This window comes from Chitinophagaceae bacterium, assembly GCA_016717285.1.
Lineage (GTDB): Bacteria > Bacteroidota > Bacteroidia > Chitinophagales > UBA10324 > JACCZZ01.
This window is the reverse complement of the sequence record JADKFU010000005.1, coordinates 390,708-412,383: the sequence shown is the minus strand read 5'-3', so window position 1 is coordinate 412,383 and position 21,676 is coordinate 390,708. Positions and strand designations below refer to the sequence as shown.

The following is a 21,676-nucleotide window of genomic DNA, read 5'->3' as shown; positions in this document are numbered from 1 at the left end:
GAAGAGCTTTGTCTGCCAGTAACTGAATTTGCGCGCAGAAAAATATCTGAATGCTCAGCTATAATAATATAGTAATAAATTCTTTCTGAATGAAACTATCGTCCGCCTATAATGCGTTCAACTTTACCTCCTCTCCCATCCTGATGCCGCGGTCAGTCTGTTGCAAGGTGCATGCTTCTATCTTCGGATCGTGTTCAAAGAAAAGAACATAATTATTTTCCACCGCTGTAGTCAGAAATGATTCCTTCTCCTGCAAAGAAATCAACGGCCTGATATCATACGCCATTACATAAGCAATAGGAATGTGTCCTGCTGAAGGAATGAGATCGGCCATGTAAGCGATCGTTTGATTTTTATATTGAATCAGCGGAAGCATCATCGCTTCTGTATGACCATACACAAACTTAGTTTTGAAACCGGGAAACAACTCCTCACCATCCTGCAGCATTTTTAGCTGACCACTTTCTTTAATCGGCAGAATATTTTCTTTCAGGAAAGAAGCTTTCTCCCGTTGATTAGGTTGTGTGGCCGCTTCCCAATGTTTTTCACAGGAATAATAAATTGCATTTTTAAATGCAGGCACCAGTTTGTTTTCGTTGTCATATTTTATCGCTCCGCCACAATGATCAAAATGCAGATGTGTCAGAAAAACATCGGTAATATCATGCGGCGAAAATCCAAGATCACGCAACGACACTTCAAGACTTTTATCGCCATGTGGTTCATAATGTGAAAAAAACTTTTCGTTTTGTTTATTTCCTAATCCACAATCAACAAGCACCAACCTGTTTCCTTCTTCTACCAATAAACACCGCAATCCCCACGTGCATAGATTTTTTTCATCAGCCGGATTGATATTGTTCCAGATAGATTTGGGCACTACGCCAAACATGGCGCCGCCATCGAGTTTGAAGAAGCCGGTGTTGAGGGAGTGGAGTTGCATACTTGGAGAGGATGGCTGAATTGTTAAATTGTTTAATTGTCAAATTGCATTTTGGCTATGAGGCTCCATCTGAGCAACAACAATTTAGCAATGCAACAATGGAGCAATTTAGTGAAATGGATAATAGCTGTACTCTTCCAATAGATGCAACAACAATTAACAAGACAACAATTTAAGAAAGTCACTTCAACAACTTCCTCTTCAGTGCCATCATCTTTACAGCAGCAACAGCGGCTTCAATACCTTTGTTTCCATGTTTGCCGCCTGCGCGTTCCTGCGCTTGCTGAAGATCAAAGGTGGTAAGCACACCAAATATTACAGGTGTGGTATAACGAAGGTTCAGTTCCATAATTCCATGTGCTACTGCATCGCAGATAAAATCAAAATGCCTGGTTTCTCCCTGTATCACGCAACCAAGACAAATGATAGCATCTAATTTTTTTGATTCAATGAGCAATTTCGCAGCAACCGGTAATTCATAACTTCCGGGTACGTCAATTTTCAACAGATTTTTTTTCTTCAATGATAATTCCACAAGCGTCTTTCTGCAGCCGTTGTATAATGCATTGGTTACTTCCTGATTCCATTCTGAAACGATCACACCAACTTTTGCATTCGAAAGATCAGGCATTTCATCAAGATGGTAATCGGATAAGCTCTTTAAGCGGGATGACATTGGAAATTAAGAATTAATAATTAGGAATTTGATGTGCCTATGTTTTAATATGCCGATGCACGAATGACTATTAACTAACGACTCAGGACTAACGACTAATGACTTTACTCACTACTTCCTCACGAACTTTATCCCAAAATACGGATCTCCGAATTTTTGCATCAGGTTTACCCATAGCAATACAAACGATTCCATATAACGGGCTGATTGAATTGTACCAAGATCAATGATGTTCTTCCAGCCAAAATCCGTCAGCATCTGCGATACAACATTTTTGGCATTTTCATCATTGCCGCACATCAGCATATCAATTTTACCCGACACGAGAGCGGGATTAACCATCACGTCCGCAGTTACGATATTCAGTGTTTTTACCACATTAGCTTCAGGCAAAGTTCGCTGCACCAGTTCGCCCAACGAATCAGTATTACCAATAAATAAAGACGGTGGCATTCCTTTAGAAAAATCAAGCGGATTGGTGATGTCAATCACGGTTTTTCCATTGAAATTACTAATGCCTGCCATATTCAGGGCGTCCACTGTTCCAGCTCCATTCAAACAAAGAATAATAATCTCTCCGAAGCCGGCCGCCGCCTCAAAAGTTCCTGTTGATGCATTCGCACCATTCTTATTCACCCACGCCAGCGCTTTTTCATGGGCAGCATTGCGGGAACCCATTTTTACAATATGTCCTGACTGTATGAGTTTGGTTCCTATAGCATTGCCTACTGAACCTGTTCCGAGAATTGCTATGTTCATGATTTTAAATTTTATGAAGATTCAATAAAAAATCAGGTCTTCCGTCTTATTTACTATGCTTTGTTTTGACTCCAAATCTAATCGATTCATGAGGAAAGATAAATAGAAAGATTTATTACTTAACAACTGCCTTCGCAGGTCAGGACTTAGGCACAAATTATTAGAACAGTTGAATTCAATTACAAGAAGACTATTGGCTCGACATAACTTTCTCTGGATTCGAACTGTAAAAACCATTGCTGTGAAATTCTTATCCTGAACCAAAAGACAGACCATTTAATTTTACTTATGGCTGTCTGTTGCCAATTAAATGGAGTCAAATCTCAGGCATGCAAAACATAAAGACTCAATTATCTTAAATTGTCAATTTAAGGTGCTAACTTCCGTTTCTTTTTTACCGGTACTCTACGCTTATTCACAATGGTTGAACAAAGAACCAACGTGCAACGCTCTTTAAAAAAATTTCAATTAAAGTTTGCTAATTGCTGATCTAACATGACAATTCTCATATTCTTCATTTTAAACAATCTATAATTTTGGTATCCATTTGAACTACTTTTTCTTGTTTTTACTTTTTTTCACCGCCACCAAAAACTCTTCATTATGACAACCAACTTTGACATTCATTCATTGGAAGCCAAGTCTTCTTTGTTTTTCAAAATCATTCGCCTTGGCCTTACAGCCATATTTTTTCTATTTGTGAATAATATCGCAATAGCACAACAACAGGCGAATAAAAACCTGGTACCAAAATCAATTACACCGGCAAATTTTTATACCATTCAGGAAAATTTTTACAACCACTATGGCAAGCGCGATGAAACGGAGCTGCAATCTGAAATTGCCGGCGAAGACAATGAGGAAGAAAGTTATTACAATGAATTCAAGCGCTGGGAATACCTGATGGAATCAAGAACTTTTCCATCCGGAAATCTTCCTGATCCATCTATCGCTTTAAAAGAATATGATGCTTATAAAATAGCGCATCCCGAAGCTTTTTCTACCAGATCTGCGAGCTGGCAATCTGTTGGTTCGGCAAACGTACCCGGAAATGGCGGTGGCGTAGGCAGAGTGAATGTCATTCGTTTTGATCCGAACAATTCCAACATCATTTATCTTGGTGCTGCCGGCGGCGGCGTCTGGAAAACCACTAACGGAGGTACTTCGTGGAGCGATGTGACTTCTTCCATTCCTGTAACCAGCATTGCGGATATTGCGATTGATCCTTCCAACTCCAACAATATTTACATCGCAACAGGCGATGGATACGGATATGAAGCAACCTGGCAATCAGACAATGACTTTTGGGGAGGTGTATATGCTTCAGGTGTTTTAAAATCCACCGATGGCGGTGCTTCCTGGACAGCTACTGGTTTAACTTATACGCAAAGCAACAAAGAAGTTGTTCAGCGGCTGATCATTTCTCCTGCCAATCCATCGATACTATTGGCGGCCACGAGAGGTGGAATCTACAGGACAAGCGATGCCGGTGTAAGCTGGACCCAGGTTAACGCGAACCATTGCTACGATATGGAGTTCAATACGGCCGATGCAAACACTGTGTATGCAGGAGGAAACCAGGATATTCTCAAATCAACGAATGGAGGGGTAACCTGGACGATTATGAAAGATAACCTATGTGGCTCAGGAAGAATTTCTATCGAAACATCAGCCGCTAATTCTTTGGTGATTTACGCTTTGTGCGAATCAGGAACACTCTCAAGAAGTGCTGACGGTGGCGCTACCTGGGTTACAAAAGCTTCACCCAGTGGAGCAGCTACCTTTTATGGTTATTACGACCTGGTGTTGGAATGTTCTGATGCAAATGCCGACATACTGTTAGCTGGTGGATTATATGTTGCCAAAACAATTAATGGCGGCACTTCATGGCAAACCATTTCAACTTACTCTCCTTACACAGCAACTAATTATGTCCATGCTGATAATCATGAACTGGAATTTTTACCCGGCAGCACACAAACGATCTTCTCCGGAAATGATGGCGGTATTTTTAAATCAACAAATCAGGGCACTGCATGGACGGATCTCAGTTCAGGTTTGCGCATCGCCCAGATCTACCGGCTTTCCACTTCAGCAACCAATCCTTCCATCGTGTATTCAGGCTGGCAGGATAATGGGAGCAACCGCTGGGACGGCACCAGCTATACGCAGGTGTATGGCGCTGATGGTATGGAAGCATTAGTGGACTATACCAATTCAAATATTGTATTTATTGAAACACAATACGGTAGCATTTACAAATCAACCAACGGAGGCAGCTCCTTTAGTTTTGTCGCACCCAGCTCAGGTGCCTGGCTGACACAGTATATAATGGATCCCGTTGACCACAATAAAATGTACGCTGGCTATACTTCACTTTATAAATCTACCAACAATGGAAGCAACTGGTCAGTGCTGGGAAGTAATCTTTACGCAGGTGATTATGCTACTGCAATTGCCGTAGCGCCTTCCAACACCAATTACATTTATACGAGTTCGCTTGGATTGATAAAGAAAACTACCAATGGTGCTGCTCCTTTTTCCGATATCACAGCAGGCTTGCCTGTCTCATCTGCGGGCATCAATTACATTGCGGTCAGCAATACCGACCCAAACAATTTGTGGGTTGTTTTTAGTGGTTATTCGTCAGGAAATAAAGTCTATCATTCTATAAATGCAGGAAGCACATGGACCAATGTTTCAGGCACGTTACCCAACATGCCTGTGAATACAATTGTGTATGAAAACGGAAGTGCCAATCGTGTATATATCGGAACGGATATCGGTGTTTACTATCGTGATGACAACACAACGGATTGGGTGTATTACAACGACGGACTTGCGAATGTGATGGTGCATGAACTCGAAATCAATTACACATCTGATAAACTGGTTGCTGCAACTTATGGCAGAGGCATTTATGAAACCGATCTTGCAGGCACTGCGCCAACGCTTACCATTGCAACCACTGCGTTTGGCGTTTCATCCTTTTGTCCGGGTGAAAACATTAGCGTTGCGTACACTACAAGCGGAGCTTTCACGGCAGGAAATATCTTCACAGCGCAACTTTCCAATGCTACCGGAAGTTTTGCTTCTCCAACCAACATCGGAAGTGTGAATGCTACCGCCTCCGGAAACATCAGTGCACTCATTCCTTCAGCAGCGTCTGGTGCTGCCTATAGAATACGTGTGATAGGTTCTAATCCTTCGGTTACGGGAACTGATAATGGTTCAAACCTTAATATAGCTTGTCCTGTACCTACTAACCTTACCACTACAAATATTACTGCAACCAGTGCCAAGCTCAATTGGCTTCCACCATCCTGCAGTTCTGCCTTTCAGCTTTCATACAAGGTGAGCACTGCATCAACCTGGATAAAAGTTTTTCCGTCAGGCGCTACTTATTCATTAACCGGATTAACTGCCAATACAAAATATAAATGGAAAATAAGGACACAATGTGTCAGCAGCGCTCCCAAAGTTTTTTCAGTCTTTTCAGCTGCGAAAACTTTTACTACGTCTGCAGTAAAAACCGGTGGTGATGTAATTACAATCACAAACACACTGGATGTATTTCCAAATCCATTGAGCAATAACGCCACTATTCAATATGTGATTGGTAAAACATCAGCGATACAACTTGAATTGCTGGATGTACAGGGAAAAATAGTTCAGGAATTATTTAGCGGAATAGTTGATGCCGGCACTTACCAGGCTTCGCTTCAGCGGAATCAACTTGCATCAGGTGTTTACCTTTTACAAATGATTTCTGAAGATGGAATTGTTACGAAGAAAGTAGTGATTGAATAACTTTCTTTAACACAAAAAAGGACTGTGAATTTTTACTCACAGTCCTTTTTATTCTTTATTCAGAAGAAAAATCAACAGCGTTAAAGTTAAATTCTTTAGGGCTTCTCATCCGGATACGTAACCACCGCGATCTTATCACCCGTAGCATTCACCACAATGCGATAGAATTTCTCCACGGCCGTTCCTTCAAATTCAGCAATTGATTTCCAGTCTTTATCTATCGTGCGATCATATTTATATAATACGCCTTCAGAGCCCATTAAAAAAGTGCCATCAGGCATCACACCAAAATCTTCTTCGCCGGGAAGCGTAGGTACAATTTCCGTTGACTTGCCTGTTTTCAATTCATAAAAATTGATGGTGGATGAAGTGGAATCTTCATCAAACTGTACATAGTAAAATCCTGTGGAAGTTTTTCCCGGCATGCGCACCATGCAACGGCCAATTCTTTCACCCACCTTTTTTATTACACCGGTTTTGTAATAGCCCAACTGCAAGGTCTGTGGTTCTCCCAACACAAACATTGCTACAACATCATTATTTACCCAACAGTAATAACCTACCGGGTTTAGTTTTGGAAAAATGGGAACGTACTCATCATGCGCCAGCACCTTGGTCAACAATTGTGTGCTGTCATCTTCCAACACACGCACACAGGAGATTCCTGTTTTATCCGGCATCATCATAGGAGAATATTCCGACGTATTAGGAGTGTGTGTTACCGGTGAAGTTTTTGCAAATTGAAAAGTATATTTATAAATATCCGCTTTTGTGCTGTCGCGAATGGAAGTGTATAGTAAACCTGTTCCATCCGGAAGAAAATAGGGTTGATTATCGTAGCCACGCCATGAAGTTATTTTTTCAGGCGCCTCTACGAGGTATTTGCCTTTTTCATTTTTTGAGATGGATAAAATATATATGTCAGTCGCAGGTAAATCAGTTTGTGCAACGGCATTAAGCGCTGTTGAAACTATACATAATAACAGAAGAGACATCACAACAGACAACTTCATAACTCAGATTTTTTTTAAATGAACTAAATTTATGCGGGCACTAAATTAAGAAGGGAATTGGTATTTTGCGTTAACGGGTAGTGAGTAGTTAGTAGTTAATACAAGTCATTAGTCGTTAGTCATTAGTCCTGAGTCGTTAGTAAATTGGTCACTGGTGCATGAGTCATTGAGGCATTTGCAGATTAGTCATTAAGCATTGGCACATTGCACATCAATTCATCGGCACATCAATTCATTCGCACATCAGCTCATTATACCTCCACTCATAGTTCTTAATTCTCAATTCTTAATTCCCCATGCTCCCCCGCATCACCTCCTTTCACGATTACAAAAATGCTTACGAGCAAAGCCTGCATGATCCTGATGCATTCTGGTCATCGGTGGCAGACAGTTTTCATTGGAAAAAGAAATGGGAACATGTTCAGTCAGGTGGTTTCGAAAAAGTGGATTATAAATGGTTTGAAGGTGGCAAGCTGAACCTTTCCGAAAATTGTCTCGATGTTCATTTAAAAACATCCGGCGATAAAGTGGCCATTCTTTGGGAACCCAATCATCCGGATGAAAAAGCAAGGTCTTTCACTTATCGTGAATTGCACAAAGAGGTTTGCAAATTTTCAAATGTGATGCAGCAATTGGGAATTCAGAAAGGTGATGTCGTAAGCATTTATCTTCCCATGATTCCTGAATTAACTATTGCCATGTTGGCCTGCACACGAATCGGTGCCATTCATTCAATCGTGTTCGGTGGTTTTTCTGCTGCTTCCTTATCAGGAAGAATTCAGGATGCTGAATGCAAGTTGCTGATTACTGCTGATGGTTTTTACAGGGGAGAAAAACCCGTTTACCTGAAGCAAATAGCCGATGAAGCATTGAAGGAAACTCCAACCATAAAAAACGTGATAATCTGTAATCATGCACATCTTGAAATAGCTGTAATTAAAGACCGCGATCTGTTTTGGGATCAGCTAATGGTGCGCGCAAATGAGCTACATGCTGCGGAGGTAATGGATGCTGAAGATCCTTTGTTCATCCTGTATACTTCCGGCTCCACCGGAAAACCAAAAGGCGTTGTACATACAACCGCAGGTTACATGGTGTATGTTGGCTTTACCTTCCTGAATGTTTTTCAATACGAAAAGAACGATATTTACTGGTGTACTGCCGACATCGGTTGGATAACAGGTCACAGTTATGTTGTTTACGGTCCCTTGCTAAATGGTGCCACTACCGTGATGTATGAAGGCATTCCCTCTTTTCCTGACTGGAGCAGATGGTGGCAGATCATTGAGAAATACCGCGTGAATATTTTCTACACAGCTCCTACAGCTATTCGTTCATTGGAAGCCCAGGGAATGGAACACCTCCGTACAGCCAACTTCAGTTCGCTCAGAATATTGGGAACAGTCGGTGAACCCATTAACGAAGAAGCCTGGGAATGGTACCATAAAAATATTGGTCAGGAACGTTGTCCCATTGTTGATACCTGGTGGCAAACCGAAACAGGTGGCATTCTCATTACGCCACTTGCAGGTATTACACCTACCAAACCATCATTTGCAACATTGCCATTTCCCGGAATTGAGCCCGCTATTGTTGACGTAAATGGAAGTGTGCTGCAAGACATGGTTACAGAAGGAAATCTTTGCATTCGTCGTTCATGGCCTGCGCTGGCACGTACGGTTTATAAAGATCATGACCGTTTCATTCAAACTTATTTCAGTGCTTATCCCGGCATGTATTTCACCGGCGACGGTTGCCGCCGGGACGCTGATGGCTATTACCGCATCACCGGTCGTGTAGATGATGTGATCAAAGTTTCAGGACATCGAATCGGCACCGCGGAGGTAGAAAATGCAATCAATGAGCATCCGCTTGTAGCAGAGAGTGCTGTTGTTCCTGTTCCACATGATATTAAAGGCGAAACGATCATAGCATTTGCGATTTGCAGAGCTGCAGTACAACATGAAAGCATTCTGACAATGGAAATCATTCAGACTGTTTCAAAAATTGTCGGGCCAATTGCCAAGCCGGAAAAAATTTATTTCGTCTCCGGACTTCCCAAAACACGTAGCGGAAAAATCATGCGCCGTATTCTGCGTAAAATTGCGGAAGGTCATCCGGAACAGGTGGGAGATATTTCAACCTTACTGAATCCTGAAGTGGTGGAAGAGATAAAATACAAAGTAGCGGTTGACAGAACATAAATCTTGTTTGTTAAATCCAGCCAGGGTTGCACCCTTTCTTCCGGCAGGCGATATTAATAATTTTCAGGGTTCAAAACCTTTTTCTATATTTGAATGCTCAAAAAATCTTACCTCAAACAATCCCTCATGAAAAATTTCTTCGCTCTCATTGTTTGCATTGCTTTCACCGCAGTGTCCTGTACCAAAGAATATGATAATCCAACTCCGGTTGTAATTGACAATAATAACAATGGTGGTACCGGAGGAACAGGTGGTACCGGAGGAACTGGTGGCACGGGAGGAACCGGCGGCGGTACCGGTATTTCAGCAGTCCCCACTACTTTCACTCAAAAAGCATTGGTAGAAGAATTCACTGGCACATGGTGCGGATATTGTCCTGATGGCGCTTTGATACTCGAAGATTTAGTGCTGCATAATCCAGGAAAAGTAATCGGCGCTTCTGTTCATGAAGGTGATCCCTTGGAAATAGGTGTTTTTGCAGCGCTTGATGGCGCTTTAGGTGGTGTAACCGGATTTCCTTCAGGATTGGTTAATCGCCAACCCTATAGTGGACAATTAATAATGGATCGTAATTTCTGGGAAGGTGCATCAAATATGTTATTGACCGGAACAGCATCCTGCGGATTAGCAATTACATCCTATGTTCAAACAGGTAACCTTTATGTAACTGCCCATTGTGGTTTCAATACTACATTATCCGGTGACTACCGTGTTACCATTTACCTTACAGAAAATGAAGTAACCGGCTATCCACAGGCGAATTATTATGATGATGGTTCTTTAGATCCGAATTCTCCATTGGTAGGCATGGGTGATCCAATCATTGGTTGGGCACATAACAGTGTAGTCCGTACTGCACTTACTGAAAATCTTGGAGATGTAATTCCAGCAGCTAAAATGGTTCCCGGCGGAGAATATGTAATTACTAAAAGTGCGAGCACTACGGGTTACAATGTTAATAATCTTAAAATTGTTGCCTTTATTAATCTGGTGGGAACTGATCCGATGTCACACAAAGTCATGAACGTTCAGGAAGCAAAAGTTTTCCAGGTGAAAGATTGGGACTAGAATTTTTTTTGAATTGCAAAAAAGGAAGCTCATTGCTTCCTTTTTTTTTGCTTGTTAATAAAATGTGACTACAATAAACATTTGACGCATGGCATTAAAGAAAATCAACATCTGCACAGAATGTAAAAACGTTACTTTTCTCTAAGAAATTAAAAAGTTATCTTTACGCACGAAAAATCAATAGTTCATCTGATCGATTCCGCAAATTACCGCATTATGAAAGGATTTTCATTGCCTTTACGAATCATAGTCGTTGCCGTATTGCTGCTCTCTTTTAACAGTTGCATGCAATATCCGGAGGGCCCTTTTTTCACTTTGCAAACTAAAGATGAACGTCTCGAAGGCAACTGGTTGATTGATAAAGTGATTGACGCGAATGGCAACGATGTTACCAGCGAATATGCGGATCAGACTCTTTATGTGGTGGCAGGCAGAGATTCAAAAAGTTTAAGCTACTTCAAGTCGGGCTCTTTATATTCTTTCGGCACGTATGCATTTGCCGATAACAGCGATGACTTTATTGTAATCTACACCCAATACCATGGAATGGACGTATCAAAAGAGGTTTTACAAATCTTTTTTACTGTGCGAAAACTTACCGATACCTGGTTTTATTATATCGATGATAACGGTATTGAGTTTCAATGGAAGAAAAATTAACGCCATCATGGCAACAATTTCTCTTTGACCGGCAAATTTTCTGTTGCAAATTCAGTATGCCATTGATGTATAATTTCTGATTCCTTTACGATGCATCTCCCCCATTTCAATTTTTTCCGCTTGCAAAACTGATTTGAAGCGTCACCTGCCACAAGCCTGCTCCGGATGTAATCCTTCCACTTCAAAAAATAATACATTCTTCACTAAAGACTTTCCTCTTTCAATCTTATTTTTAGCGTCCGTAATACATTCAATTTCTTAATTAACTAAAAAATATTTCCCTGTATGTCAGTCATCATTCAAATCAATGCCCGCCAGATTCTTGATTCGCGAGGTAATCCCACTGTTGAAGCTGAAGTAATCACCGAAAACGGGATTATGGGGCGTGCTGCCGTTCCATCAGGCGCCTCCACGGGCAAGCACGAAGCAGTAGAATTACGGGACGGTGACAAAAAAGTGTATGGGGGAAAAGGTGTTTTACAGGCAGTGAAAAACATCAACAAAATTATTTCGAAAGAACTACTGGGTGTAAGCGTGTTTGAACAGCAGATGATCGACAGGATTATGCTGGGGCTGGATGGAACCGACAACAAATCAAAATTGGGCGCTAATTCGATATTGGCTGTTTCTCTCGCCGCTGCAAGCGCTGCTGCGAATGAGATGGGCATGCCGCTTTACCGCTATGTCGGCGGTGTGAATGCGAGAACATTGCCTGTTCCGATGATGAACATATTAAACGGAGGTGCACACGCCGATAACAAAATTGATTTCCAGGAATTTATGGTAATGCCTTTTGGTGCAGGTAGCTTCAGCGAAGCACTGCGAATGGGTGTTGAAGTATTTCACCAGTTAAAAAATGTGCTGAAGAAAAAAGGATATTCCACTAACGTGGGTGATGAGGGAGGTTTCGCTCCTAACATTCAATCCAATGAAGAAGCCATTGAAACGGTATTGAAAGCGATTGAAGAAGCGGGTTATACACCCGGCAAAGACATTTGGATTGCCATGGACGCCGCAATTTCAGAGCTCTGGGATGCCAAGAAAAAGAAGTACGTGTTCCATAAATCGGATGGCAAAGCTTTCAGCTCCGATGAAATGGTAGACTACTGGCAAAAATGGATCAAAAAATATCCGATCGCTTCCATTGAAGATGGTTTAGCCGAAGATGATTGGGCAGGTTGGAAAAAACTCACTGCTGCCATTGGAGATAAAGTGCAACTCGTAGGCGATGATCTTTTTGTTACCAATGTGAAGAGGTTGCAACAGGGCATTGATGAGCATATTGCAAATTCAATTCTGGTAAAGGTAAATCAGATCGGTACACTTTCTGAAACGATTAACGCAGTTGATCTCGCACACAGAAATGCTTATACAAGCGTAATGAGTCATCGTTCCGGTGAAACAGAAGACACTACCATTGCTGACCTTGCTGTTGCGCTTAACTGCGGACAAATAAAAACTGGTTCTGCATCGCGCTCCGATCGTGTTGCTAAATACAATCAGTTGCTGCGCATTGAAGAACAGTTGGGTGATGACGCTTATTTTCCTGGTAAAAATTTTAAATTTTTATAACGGAAAAAATTCAGCCATCATTTGAATTGATTGTTGTTCAGTAAACACTTACCTCACAACATCATTTACTGTTTGTTGATTTGTTGTTGTTGAAGTTTTTGTTCCGGTTTCTCTTTATAAAAATGCATGAGTTCGAAAGATTTAAAATATAGTCAGCGTGGTGTTTCAGCGTCCAAAGAAGATGTTTATACTGCCATCTCCGGACTCGACAAAGGATTATTTCCGAATGCATTCTGTAAAATTTTCCCCGATCATTTTTCAAATGATCCGTATTGGTGCAGCATTGTGCATGCCGATGGCGCAGGCACCAAATCTTCTCTTGCTTATTTATACTGGAAAGAAACAGGTGACGCATCAGTATGGAGTGGAATTGCGCAGGATTCCATTGTCATGAATACTGACGATCTGATTTGCGCCGGAGCTACAGGTCCTTTTTTATTTTCATCTATCATCAACCGCAACAAACATTTAATTCCTGCTGAAGTGTTATCTGAGGTTATTTCAGGCACAGCCGCTTTCCTGCATCTGATGAGGGAACATGGAATTGAAATTCATTATATGGGTGGCGAAACCGCTGACCTTGGTGATATTGTAAAAACCATCACCGTCGATTCCACTATCAGTTGCAGAATGATGCGCGAAAAAGTGATCAGGAATGAAATGCTGCCGGGCGATGTGATTGTTGGTTTTGCTTCTTATGGAAAAGCATCTTACGAACCAGTGTATAACAGCGGTATCGGAAGCAATGGCTTAACTGCTGCACGGCATGATGTGCTGGATCATACTTACTATTCGAAATATCCTGAAACATTTGATAGCAATACCAAAGCGGAACTGATCTATTCCGGTTCGAAAAAAGTGACCGATCAGTTTGAAGGAGCTACCTTAAACGTTGGAAAACTGCTGCTCTCTCCTACCCGCACTTATCTTCCGGTAGTAAAAAAAATACTTGAAAAGTTTTCTGATGAAATTCACGGCATGATTCATTGCAGCGGCGGCGGGCAGAAAAAAGTTTTACATTATACCGATCAGTTGCACATCATAAAAGATAATTTGTTCCCCGTTCCACCGGTATTCAAACTTATTCAGCAGGAATCAAAGACACCGTGGCAGGATATGTACCAGGTATTCAATATGGGACATCGCCTGGAAATTTATACGGAAGAAAAAAATGCAGGAGCATTGATTGATATAGCTGCATCATTTGAAATCGAAGCGCAAATAGTAGGTCGCTGTGTTTCGGCAAGTGAGAAAAAACTTACGATTGAAAGTGAGTTTGGAAGTTTTGAGTATTGAACAACTTTTTTCTTCCGGGAATTAATTTCAATCCACTCATTCATTTTTTTAAGTAACACCACGCTCAGGGTGAGCGTCGGCGTCGCGTTCCCTGAGCCTGTCGAAAGGCTTCACAAATGGTTCGCTGCAATTCAATCAAAACAAAAAAAACTCCAATTAACCTAAAGAATTTTTACTCCATCAATTCCATCAATAAGCGTTGCACCATACATTCCCGCAGGTGTTTGAAATCCGGGCCTGAAATCTCCTTTCAAAATGTTTTCTGCAATTCTAAGAGTAGTAATTGCAGTATATAAATAAGCTTCCGGACCTGTCATCACACATTCAATCTGTTGTCCATTATCATTGGCGATCTTCCCAAACACATACGATTTGCCGCTCTTCAGTTTTTCCTCATCGGGTCCTTCCGGCATCAGTCCGACAATCCAATCCATCAATTTACTTTTCATCACGCCTCTGAATATTCCCGGATGTTTCATGATAAAAACCAATGGTGACGGGAATGCAGTGTAGGTGGAAACATTTTGAATACCGGTCGTGATGGATGCCGTGAACAAATCTCCGCGCCACGGGTTCAAAACCATCTTCACCTCCTTGTTTCCAATTTTCGCGTGAAAAGATTTAGTGGCCGGAAGCGTCACTTGTTTTTCCCCATTTATGACTTCAATGCCAGGTTCATGCATGGCTTTCAATCCTACCTTCATCGTTCCTCGTGATGCTCCGCCGTCAACAGCGAATGCAAGGATGAGCTTATTTCCATCCGGCATCTGCTGCTTTAAATATAGCGCCATCACATCTGTTGGAACGATGCCGAAGCCCGTGCCTGGCATGAGCATGACTCCTGATGATTTTGCTTTTTCATTGAAAGAATAAACCGTTTCATACCCTGTTGCTTCACCTGAAATATCTGTGTAATGCACTTTATTTTCAATGCAACCAGTTATCAGTGGTGCGTTGGTTTTGTTAAAGGGACCTGCAAGATTTATCAGCAAGGAAATGCCTTGCAGATTCTTATTTATTTCCTGTTGATCTTCCAATGAAAATATGCGGTAATCAAGTCCATGCTTAGCTGCAAGCTGTTTTACAGTTTCGCTTCTTCCGGCCAAAACCGGTTTTAAACCTTTCTCTGACATCATGCGGGTTATCAATTTCCCCATGTAACCGGTGGCGCCGTAAATCATTTGTTGTTGCGTCATACATATGCTATCACACTATGAAATGGAGTAGTATTTTTTTAAAGTTAAGAAATCACTGACTTTAAATATGCACGTTTATTTAAAAACGAAGTAAGTACTATTAAATGCAGGCAGGGCTTCCATACAATAAAAAAAATTATACCTTCATCATATTATGACATCACCGCAATCCAATTCGACAAAAAATATACTTTTTGGAATAATCAGCACCGTGATAGTGTTGATTGTTATCTCAATAATTGGCGAAATAGTACTGCGGGTTTTTCCTGGCGCGGTAGCTGACCAGCTTCCGGAACCTCCTTATAATTCGCGGTTATTAAATGATGAAATTGGTTGGATCATTAAACCCAATTATGAATTCACCGGCAAGATGCGGGATCTGAAAAACAATGAATATCCTGTTCACATTTCATTTGATGAAAATGGTTTCCGGAATGTACCTGTTCATGATACACTGCCAAGACCGGTCACCATTTTATTCCTCGGTGATTCTTATACCGAAAGTGTTGAAGTTTCAAATGAAAAACTTTTTTATTCCATCATCCAGGACAGTCTGCCGGTTAAAGTATACGGATACGGAGCAGCAGGTTATGGAAATTTGCAGGAATATTTAATACTCGAGAAATACATCGACAAAATTAAGCCCGACATCGTGCTGTGGCAACTATGCACCAATGATTATATTGATAACTATTGTCCGCTCGAAAAAGAGACTAATTACCGTGTTGGCATGCAACGACCTTATTTAACAGCAACTAACAATATTGTTTATGACCGTGCGTGGCTACCGAATAAACACCTGCGCGAATATTCGCACTTTCTGTATTTTCTTGCTGAAAGAATGGATGCGGCCAAAACTAAAATTACCGGAAAAGCACCTGAACACCCTGGAGAAAAGATGATGTATGAACAGGATTCCTCTTTTGTGCTTTTCAAAAATTCCATTCACATTACTGACCTCATTGCAAAGAAATTCCAGGATCGCTTTGGAAAAGAAACGCACCTTATAACCTATGTTTCCGATAGCTTTGATCCACTATACAGCATTCTTAAAAACATTTGCGTGAAGAACAACCTGGAATTTATTGACAGTGTGGGTACCAAAGTGCAGGAGGCGCAGGATCTTGGCCAGGTTGTTCGCGCTAATGATGGATATCATTGGAATGAAGAAGGTCACAAAATTGTAGCAGCACGCCTGATAGAACAAATACGTCCTGTCGTGAATCAAATAATTGCAGCAAAATGATTGGGTTCTACGCCTGATACTAATTTACAGAAATCGATTATCTCACCAATTATTTTCAAGATCGCCGGCCTGATATTCATGATTGCGTTCGGTATAATATGTTTTCGCGGCAGCCTGTTTTTTCAACCCAAGCTTGTCCTTATTGAACAAGCGATAAACCACTGATACCGGAAACAAAAACAAAAAGAAGATCAACGATAAAATAATCCTGGAGTTGACGTAGCCTATTGCCTCCGCTAATTTCATCCATGCTTTTGAAAGCATGGAAGCCAACGAATAGCTCAGCAATGTCGCAACGAGAATAGCCAACGCTGCATAATCAAGGTAATTGACTTTAAAAATAAAATGAACAGCCAGTAAACCTGCTGCAATAGCGATGATGTTCGAATAGACTTGCGATTTTGTTTGCATACTGATTTTTAGTCCAGTGAAAATTCCTTTTTCCAATCAGCTTCTTCTAACCATTTGGGTTGTTCCAACTTATCAAATACAAAGTTGTTGATCACGAGAAAATCCATTTCTGTACGCATAAGGCACCGGTAGGCATCTTCCGGTGTACAGACAATTGGTTCGCCACGCACATTAAAACTTGTGTTGACTACTACTCCGTAACCGGTAATTTTTTTAAAGGCATTGATAAGTCCCCAAAATTGCGGATTGGTTTCTTTGTGCACTGTTTGAATACGGGCAGAAAAGTCAAGATGTGTAACTGCGGGAAGATCGCTTCGCCTGAAATACAATTTATCCTTCAGTGGCAGATCGTCATATTGATCCGGCAATTTATTCCTGCGTGTCTCATTAATGAAATCCACCAGCAGCATGTAGGGAGAATCCTCTTTCATTTCAAAATATGCTTCGCAGTCTTCAGCCAGCACAGCAGGTGCAAATGGACGGAAACTTTCGCGGTATTTGATTTTCAGGTTCAGCTTTTTCTGCATCTCCTCATTTCGTGCATCACCTAATATGCTGCGATTTCCCAAGGCACGAGGGCCCCATTCCATACGTCCCTGAAACCAACCAACAACTTTTCCATCAGCTAATAATGTGGCCACATGATCATATAACTCTGTTGACTGTTCCAAATATTTATAGGTTGCCTTATATTTTTTAGTCATCGGGATCATATCATGATTTTCAAAAGCCGGACCGAGATAAGATCCTTTCATCGCATCATAAGAATAATTGACTTCGCGTGGTTTATCAAAGTAAATATGATGCGCAGCCAATGCGGCACCCAAAGCACCTCCGGCATCACCGGCCGCAGGCTGAATGTAAACGTGGTCAAATATTTTCTCGCGGATTATTTTACCATTGGCAACACAATTCAGCGCTACACCACCTGCCATACACAAATTGTTACTTCGTGTAACTTCTTTTGCATGACGCGCCATCTTCAACACCACTTCTTCCGTCACCTGCTGAATGGCCAATGCCATATCGCAATATTCCTGCGTTAGCTCAGATTCCGGTTTACGAACAGGAAGGCCGAATAATTTTTCCCAACGGGAATTGTTGGTCATCTTAAGGCCGACCGCATAATCAAAATAATCCTGGTTTAACCAAAGCGAACCGTCATTCTTAATATCCAATAATTCATTGCAAATTAGGTCATGATACTTTTTAGTTCTCGCTGCATGTGGATTACCATACGGTGCGAGTCCCATTAATTTATATTCACCGGAATTCACTTTAAAACCGGTGTAGTAAGTGAACGCCGAATACAACAGGCCTACTGAATGCGGGAACTTTAATTCAGCAATCACTTTAATCTTATTGCCTTCACCATAACACAGGGAAGAGGTTGCCCACTCACCTACTCCGTCAATAGTCAGTATAGCTGCGTTATTGAACCGCGAAGGATAAAAAGCACTTGCTGCATGTGATAGATGATGTTCCGGGAATAAAAACCTTATCGACGCTCTGTTCAGGCCAATTGCCTTTTCGAGTTCATCACGCATCAGCTTCTTTAAAAACAATTTTTCCTTCAACCACACAGGCATCGACATCAGAAAGGATTGCAATCCTTTTGGTGCCCAACTATAATATGTTTCCAGGAGCCGCTCGAATTTGAGCAGTGGCTTATCATAAAAAGCGATGGTGGATAAATCTGCGGGGCCAACACCTGCTTCTTCCATGCAATATTTAATTGCATTGGACGGAAAAGAGGGATCATGTTTTTTCCTTGTAAATCGTTCTTCCTGTGCTGCAGCGATGATCTCCCCATCTTTAATTATAGCAGCAGCGGAGTCATGATAAAAAGCAGAAATGCCAAGGATATGCGCTTTTTCCATTTGCGCCATCAAAATAAAGTATAGATGAATGGCGCAATGGCGCTTCCGCCTGCAAACACGATAAGCACAGCCACTAAAAGCAGAATAAGAATGGTGGGCAGCAGCCACCATTTTTTCCGCTGTTTCATAAATTGCCAAAGGTCCTTTATAAATTCCATCGTGCTATTTCAAGAATGTAAAATATACCAATTCAATCAAATTTTTGCTGCCGTTTATTTTGTTGATCCCGCGTAATCTTAAACTGAATTAATAGAAGTAAAACGTCCCTTCTTTTTGATCAACTTGACTCATAGATCATAAAATGAAAAACAAAAAGATCATTGAAACACCGTTTGCAAAGTACTCATCAATTGTTCACCCCGCAGATTAGTGGCAATCACTTTACCTTCTTTGTCAAGCAGGAAACTTTGCGGAATGGAATGGATACCATAGGTTTCACAAACGGAAGATTGCCAGCCTTTGAGATCACTCACATGATTGGGCCACATCAATTGGTCTTTCTTTATTCCTGCAATCCATTTGTTCTTGTCAGTATCTAACGAAACACTGTAAATGGTGAATCCTTTGTCTTTAAATGCTTCATAGGCCTTCACCACATTCGGGTTTTCTTTTCTGCAAGGGCCACACCAGGAAGCCCAGAAATCCACCAGCACAATTTGTCCGCGAAGTGAAGATAACTTCAATGTTTTTCCATTGAAATCCTCCAAAGCAATATCCGGCACTTCACTGCCTTGCTGAAACGAAGGTGAATTATTCTGCTGCTTCAACTGATTCTGCTGATCGGTCACCATCTTCATGTAATCCTGCACAAAGGGCAACTGCGCATAATCTTTACTTAAACGGTCAGCGAGTTTATCAATCACTGCCGCATCATTCTGATAATCGAGGTTACTCGCTGCGAATACGGCGATGATGGGGTTCTTCACTGTGTCAATATAACCGGCTGCATACCGGCGGAAATTGCTGTCGGCCTTCATCACCTTTAGCTCATAAATTTTGCGAATGGAATCGGGAGTTTCACCATCCACATTCATGTTGTACTCGTTCATTGCAGCACCGAAAGCTTCGCCATACGTTTTTGTGTGCAGAATAAAATCACGCAATTGATCCGTAGCCGGTGAGCCTTTCACTTTATAATTGAAATTAGTAATCGCCGCGGTATCTCCAGTCACTTCCAATGTTCCGCTCTTTTCATCAAGCACCAGGAAAATAGCACGCTGCTCTCCGATTCTCAACTGAAACAAACCCTGATTTTTTACAGTAGTCTGTAATGAAAACCTGCCTTTGCCATCCAATACAGCCGTATCGAGCGCATTGCGCGAACTGTAAGTAAGTTCTTCAAGAAATATTTTTGAATCCTGAGGCAGATTGTTCAATTCACCTTTAATGGTGATGCCTTCTTTCGATGTTGACTGACATGATAGGAATGCTCCGGCAATTGCAAGCAGCAATAAAAACTGTTTTTTCATTTTCTTTATTTTGATTCTAGTTGTATTAACAATAATCTGCCGGCCACTTTCGGGTCAGCAGTTCCTTTTGAAAGTTTCATCACTTCGCCCATCAATAAACCCATCACGCCTTTTTTACCCTGCTTGTATTCGCGTATCTTATCAGGAAATTTTTCAATTGCTTCCGTTACAAATTTTTGGACGATCGCTTCTCCTGATTCCTGCAAAACACCCAATTCACCGGCAATTTCTCCGGCAGAACTGTTTTCCCGCTGAATGAGTTCCGGAAAAATCCGTTGTGAAGCGGCCGTAAAACTAATCTTGTTTTCGTCAATCATTTCAATCAGCTCTGCAAGCACTTCGGGTGGCAGCCGAAATTCTTTCAAAGAAATGGAATATTCATTCAGGTAACTTCTCACCGGTCCCATGATCCAATTTGCTGCTGCCTTATAGTTTTTTGTTTTCGCTGCTACCGCGAAAAAATAGCCGGACGTTTCTTTTTCTTCCGCCAGCATACTTGCGTCATACTCAGAAAGTGAAAAAGTGGTCATCAATTCCTGCTTTACCTGTTCAGGAAGTGATGGCATATGCTCTTTAATTCTTTGAATCATTTCATCGCTGATCATTACCGGTGGAAGATCCGGCTCAGGAAAATAACGGTAATCATTAGCCAACTCCTTGGAACGGATCGAATAGGTTACGCCTTTCGTTTCATCATAGCTGAGTGTATCCTGTTTAATAATTTCTCCTTTACTGATGGCTGTCACTTGTCGTTTGATCTCAAATGCAACCGCAAGTTTTACATGTCGGATTGAATTGAGGTTCTTGATTTCATTTTTGTCACCTAAAGTTGTTTCACCTTTCTTCCTGACCGAAACATTCGCATCACAACGCAGTGATCCTGCCTCCATATTACCATCGCATATATCAAGGTACCGCACCAATTTCCGCACTTCCGTTACAAATGCATGCGCTTCTTCAGGAGTGCTGATATCAGGTTCTGTTACAATTTCAATCAGTGGAACGCCTGCCCTGTTCAGATCTATGAATGAAAAAAATGGATCCTGATCATGCATCGATTTTCCTGCATCTTCCTCGAGGTGAATATGATGAATGCGCACTCTTTTTATTTTTCCTGCTGCTTCCACATCAAGATAACCGTTAAAGCAGATTGGATTTTCATGTTGCGTAACCTGGTAGCCTTTCGGCAGATCAGGATAGAAATAATTTTTGCGTGCAAAATGGTTTACGCGCTGAATGCTGCAATGGAAGGCCAGTCCCATCTTTACCGCGAATTCTATGGTCTTGCTGTTTAATTTCGGCAAGGTGCCGGGATGAGCCATGGTAAAAGCTCCGGCATGTGCATTGGGTGCAGCGCCAAATGAAATGGCGTCACCACAAAAGAGCTTGCTGGCAGTGAGTAACTGCGCATGTACTTCCAGGCCAATCACTGCCTCAAAATTGTTTGCTGAATCCATTTAAAAATTAAGGCGG

The 21,676-nt window shown here is 41.5% G+C and carries 16 protein-coding genes; 7 read left to right on the top strand and 9 right to left on the bottom strand.

All coding sequences use genetic code 11. From position 1 onward, the window contains the following. Positions 1–106 precede the first annotated feature (106 nt). From IPO83_11645 to IPO83_11635, 3 genes are all read right to left on the bottom strand, one after another. On the bottom strand, positions 107–943 hold the full coding sequence (locus tag IPO83_11645; protein ID MBK9731918.1) for an MBL fold metallo-hydrolase: 837 nt from the start codon (positions 941–943) through the stop codon (positions 107–109). Between the two features lie 181 nt (positions 944–1,124). After that, complete coding sequence (locus tag IPO83_11640) at positions 1,125–1,619, bottom strand: 6,7-dimethyl-8-ribityllumazine synthase (GenBank protein MBK9731917.1); 495 nt, start codon at positions 1,617–1,619, stop codon at positions 1,125–1,127. A 111-nt stretch (positions 1,620–1,730) separates the two neighbouring features. Continuing rightward, the gene (locus IPO83_11635) at positions 1,731–2,378 is read right to left on the bottom strand and encodes an NAD(P)-binding domain-containing protein (protein MBK9731916.1); all 648 of its coding nucleotides are present in this window, start codon (positions 2,376–2,378) and stop codon (positions 1,731–1,733) included. Between the two features lie 603 nt (positions 2,379–2,981). Here IPO83_11635 and IPO83_11630 point away from each other — a divergent pair. After that, positions 2,982–6,188, top strand: coding sequence for a T9SS type A sorting domain-containing protein (locus IPO83_11630; protein ID MBK9731915.1), 3,207 nt, complete (start codon positions 2,982–2,984; stop codon positions 6,186–6,188). Between the two features lie 95 nt (positions 6,189–6,283). Here the strand turns inward: IPO83_11630 and IPO83_11625 are convergent, their stop codons facing one another. After that, positions 6,284–7,201, bottom strand: a complete 918-nt coding sequence (locus tag IPO83_11625) for a PD40 domain-containing protein (protein MBK9731914.1) — start codon at positions 7,199–7,201, stop codon at positions 6,284–6,286. 296 nt (positions 7,202–7,497) lie between these two features. On the opposite strand from IPO83_11625, the gene acs reads away from it, so the two are divergent. From acs to IPO83_11600, 5 genes are all read left to right on the top strand, one after another. After that, complete coding sequence (acs, locus tag IPO83_11620; protein MBK9731913.1) at positions 7,498–9,405, top strand: acetate--CoA ligase; 1,908 nt, start codon at positions 7,498–7,500, stop codon at positions 9,403–9,405. A 126-nt stretch (positions 9,406–9,531) separates the two neighbouring features. Beyond that, positions 9,532–10,473, top strand: coding sequence for an Omp28-related outer membrane protein (locus tag IPO83_11615; GenBank protein MBK9731912.1), 942 nt, complete (start codon positions 9,532–9,534; stop codon positions 10,471–10,473). A gap of 216 nt (positions 10,474–10,689) precedes the next feature. Then, positions 10,690–11,133 (top strand): hypothetical protein, encoded by a 444-nt coding sequence (locus IPO83_11610; GenBank protein MBK9731911.1) that lies wholly within the window; start codon positions 10,690–10,692, stop codon positions 11,131–11,133. Between the two features lie 285 nt (positions 11,134–11,418). Next, entirely contained in the window at positions 11,419–12,705 is a 1,287-nt protein-coding gene (gene eno, locus IPO83_11605) for a phosphopyruvate hydratase (protein MBK9731910.1), read from the top strand. A 126-nt stretch (positions 12,706–12,831) separates the two neighbouring features. Further along, a complete protein-coding gene (locus tag IPO83_11600) occupies positions 12,832–14,001 on the top strand; it encodes a phosphoribosylformylglycinamidine cyclo-ligase (protein ID MBK9731909.1) in 1,170 nt (389 codons plus the stop codon). Positions 14,002–14,162: 161 nt separating this feature from the next. Here IPO83_11600 and IPO83_11595 read toward each other — a convergent pair whose 3' ends face one another. Next, a complete protein-coding gene (locus tag IPO83_11595; protein MBK9731908.1) occupies positions 14,163–15,197 on the bottom strand; it encodes a saccharopine dehydrogenase NADP-binding domain-containing protein in 1,035 nt (344 codons plus the stop codon). A gap of 154 nt (positions 15,198–15,351) precedes the next feature. On the opposite strand from IPO83_11595, the gene IPO83_11590 reads away from it, so the two are divergent. Beyond that, entirely contained in the window at positions 15,352–16,443 is a 1,092-nt protein-coding gene (locus IPO83_11590) for an SGNH/GDSL hydrolase family protein (GenBank protein MBK9731907.1), read from the top strand. Positions 16,444–16,485: 42 nt separating this feature from the next. Here the strand turns inward: IPO83_11590 and IPO83_11585 are convergent, their stop codons facing one another. From IPO83_11585 to gatB, 4 genes are all read right to left on the bottom strand, one after another. Next, complete coding sequence (locus tag IPO83_11585; protein ID MBK9731906.1) at positions 16,486–16,854, bottom strand: hypothetical protein; 369 nt, start codon at positions 16,852–16,854, stop codon at positions 16,486–16,488. Positions 16,855–16,862: 8 nt separating this feature from the next. Continuing rightward, positions 16,863–18,734 (bottom strand): carbamoyltransferase, encoded by a 1,872-nt coding sequence (locus IPO83_11580; GenBank protein ID MBK9731905.1) that lies wholly within the window; start codon positions 18,732–18,734, stop codon positions 16,863–16,865. Positions 18,735–19,051: 317 nt separating this feature from the next. Next, on the bottom strand, positions 19,052–20,203 hold the full coding sequence (locus IPO83_11575; protein ID MBK9731904.1) for an AhpC/TSA family protein: 1,152 nt from the start codon (positions 20,201–20,203) through the stop codon (positions 19,052–19,054). A gap of 5 nt (positions 20,204–20,208) precedes the next feature. After that, positions 20,209–21,660 carry an Asp-tRNA(Asn)/Glu-tRNA(Gln) amidotransferase subunit GatB gene (gene gatB / locus IPO83_11570; protein MBK9731903.1) on the bottom strand — a complete coding sequence of 484 codons (1,452 nt, stop codon included), beginning with the start codon at positions 21,658–21,660 and terminating at the stop codon, positions 20,209–20,211. Positions 21,661–21,676 lie beyond the last annotated feature (16 nt).

What these genes read in the sequence shown, in the direction of transcription:
- IPO83_11645 (MBK9731918.1), bottom strand. Translation starts at nt 943, where the DNA reads ATGCAACTCCACTCCCTCAACACCGGCTTCTTCAAACTCGATGGCGGC.
- IPO83_11640 (MBK9731917.1), bottom strand. Translation starts at nt 1,619, where the DNA reads ATGTCATCCCGCTTAAAGAGCTTATCCGATTACCATCTTGATGAAATG.
- IPO83_11635 (MBK9731916.1), bottom strand. Translation starts at nt 2,378, where the DNA reads ATGAACATAGCAATTCTCGGAACAGGTTCAGTAGGCAATGCTATAGGA.
- IPO83_11630 (MBK9731915.1), top strand. Translation starts at nt 2,982, where the DNA reads ATGACAACCAACTTTGACATTCATTCATTGGAAGCCAAGTCTTCTTTG.
- IPO83_11625 (MBK9731914.1), bottom strand. Translation starts at nt 7,201, where the DNA reads ATGAAGTTGTCTGTTGTGATGTCTCTTCTGTTATTATGTATAGTTTCA.
- acs (MBK9731913.1), top strand. Translation starts at nt 7,498, where the DNA reads ATGCTCCCCCGCATCACCTCCTTTCACGATTACAAAAATGCTTACGAG.
- IPO83_11615 (MBK9731912.1), top strand. Translation starts at nt 9,532, where the DNA reads ATGAAAAATTTCTTCGCTCTCATTGTTTGCATTGCTTTCACCGCAGTG.
- IPO83_11610 (MBK9731911.1), top strand. Translation starts at nt 10,690, where the DNA reads ATGAAAGGATTTTCATTGCCTTTACGAATCATAGTCGTTGCCGTATTG.
- eno (MBK9731910.1), top strand. Translation starts at nt 11,419, where the DNA reads ATGTCAGTCATCATTCAAATCAATGCCCGCCAGATTCTTGATTCGCGA.
- IPO83_11600 (MBK9731909.1), top strand. Translation starts at nt 12,832, where the DNA reads ATGAGTTCGAAAGATTTAAAATATAGTCAGCGTGGTGTTTCAGCGTCC.
- IPO83_11595 (MBK9731908.1), bottom strand. Translation starts at nt 15,197, where the DNA reads ATGACGCAACAACAAATGATTTACGGCGCCACCGGTTACATGGGGAAA.
- IPO83_11590 (MBK9731907.1), top strand. Translation starts at nt 15,352, where the DNA reads ATGACATCACCGCAATCCAATTCGACAAAAAATATACTTTTTGGAATA.
- IPO83_11585 (MBK9731906.1), bottom strand. Translation starts at nt 16,854, where the DNA reads ATGCAAACAAAATCGCAAGTCTATTCGAACATCATCGCTATTGCAGCA.
- IPO83_11580 (MBK9731905.1), bottom strand. Translation starts at nt 18,734, where the DNA reads ATGGAAAAAGCGCATATCCTTGGCATTTCTGCTTTTTATCATGACTCC.
- IPO83_11575 (MBK9731904.1), bottom strand. Translation starts at nt 20,203, where the DNA reads ATGAAAAAACAGTTTTTATTGCTGCTTGCAATTGCCGGAGCATTCCTA.
- gatB (MBK9731903.1), bottom strand. Translation starts at nt 21,660, where the DNA reads ATGGATTCAGCAAACAATTTTGAGGCAGTGATTGGCCTGGAAGTACAT.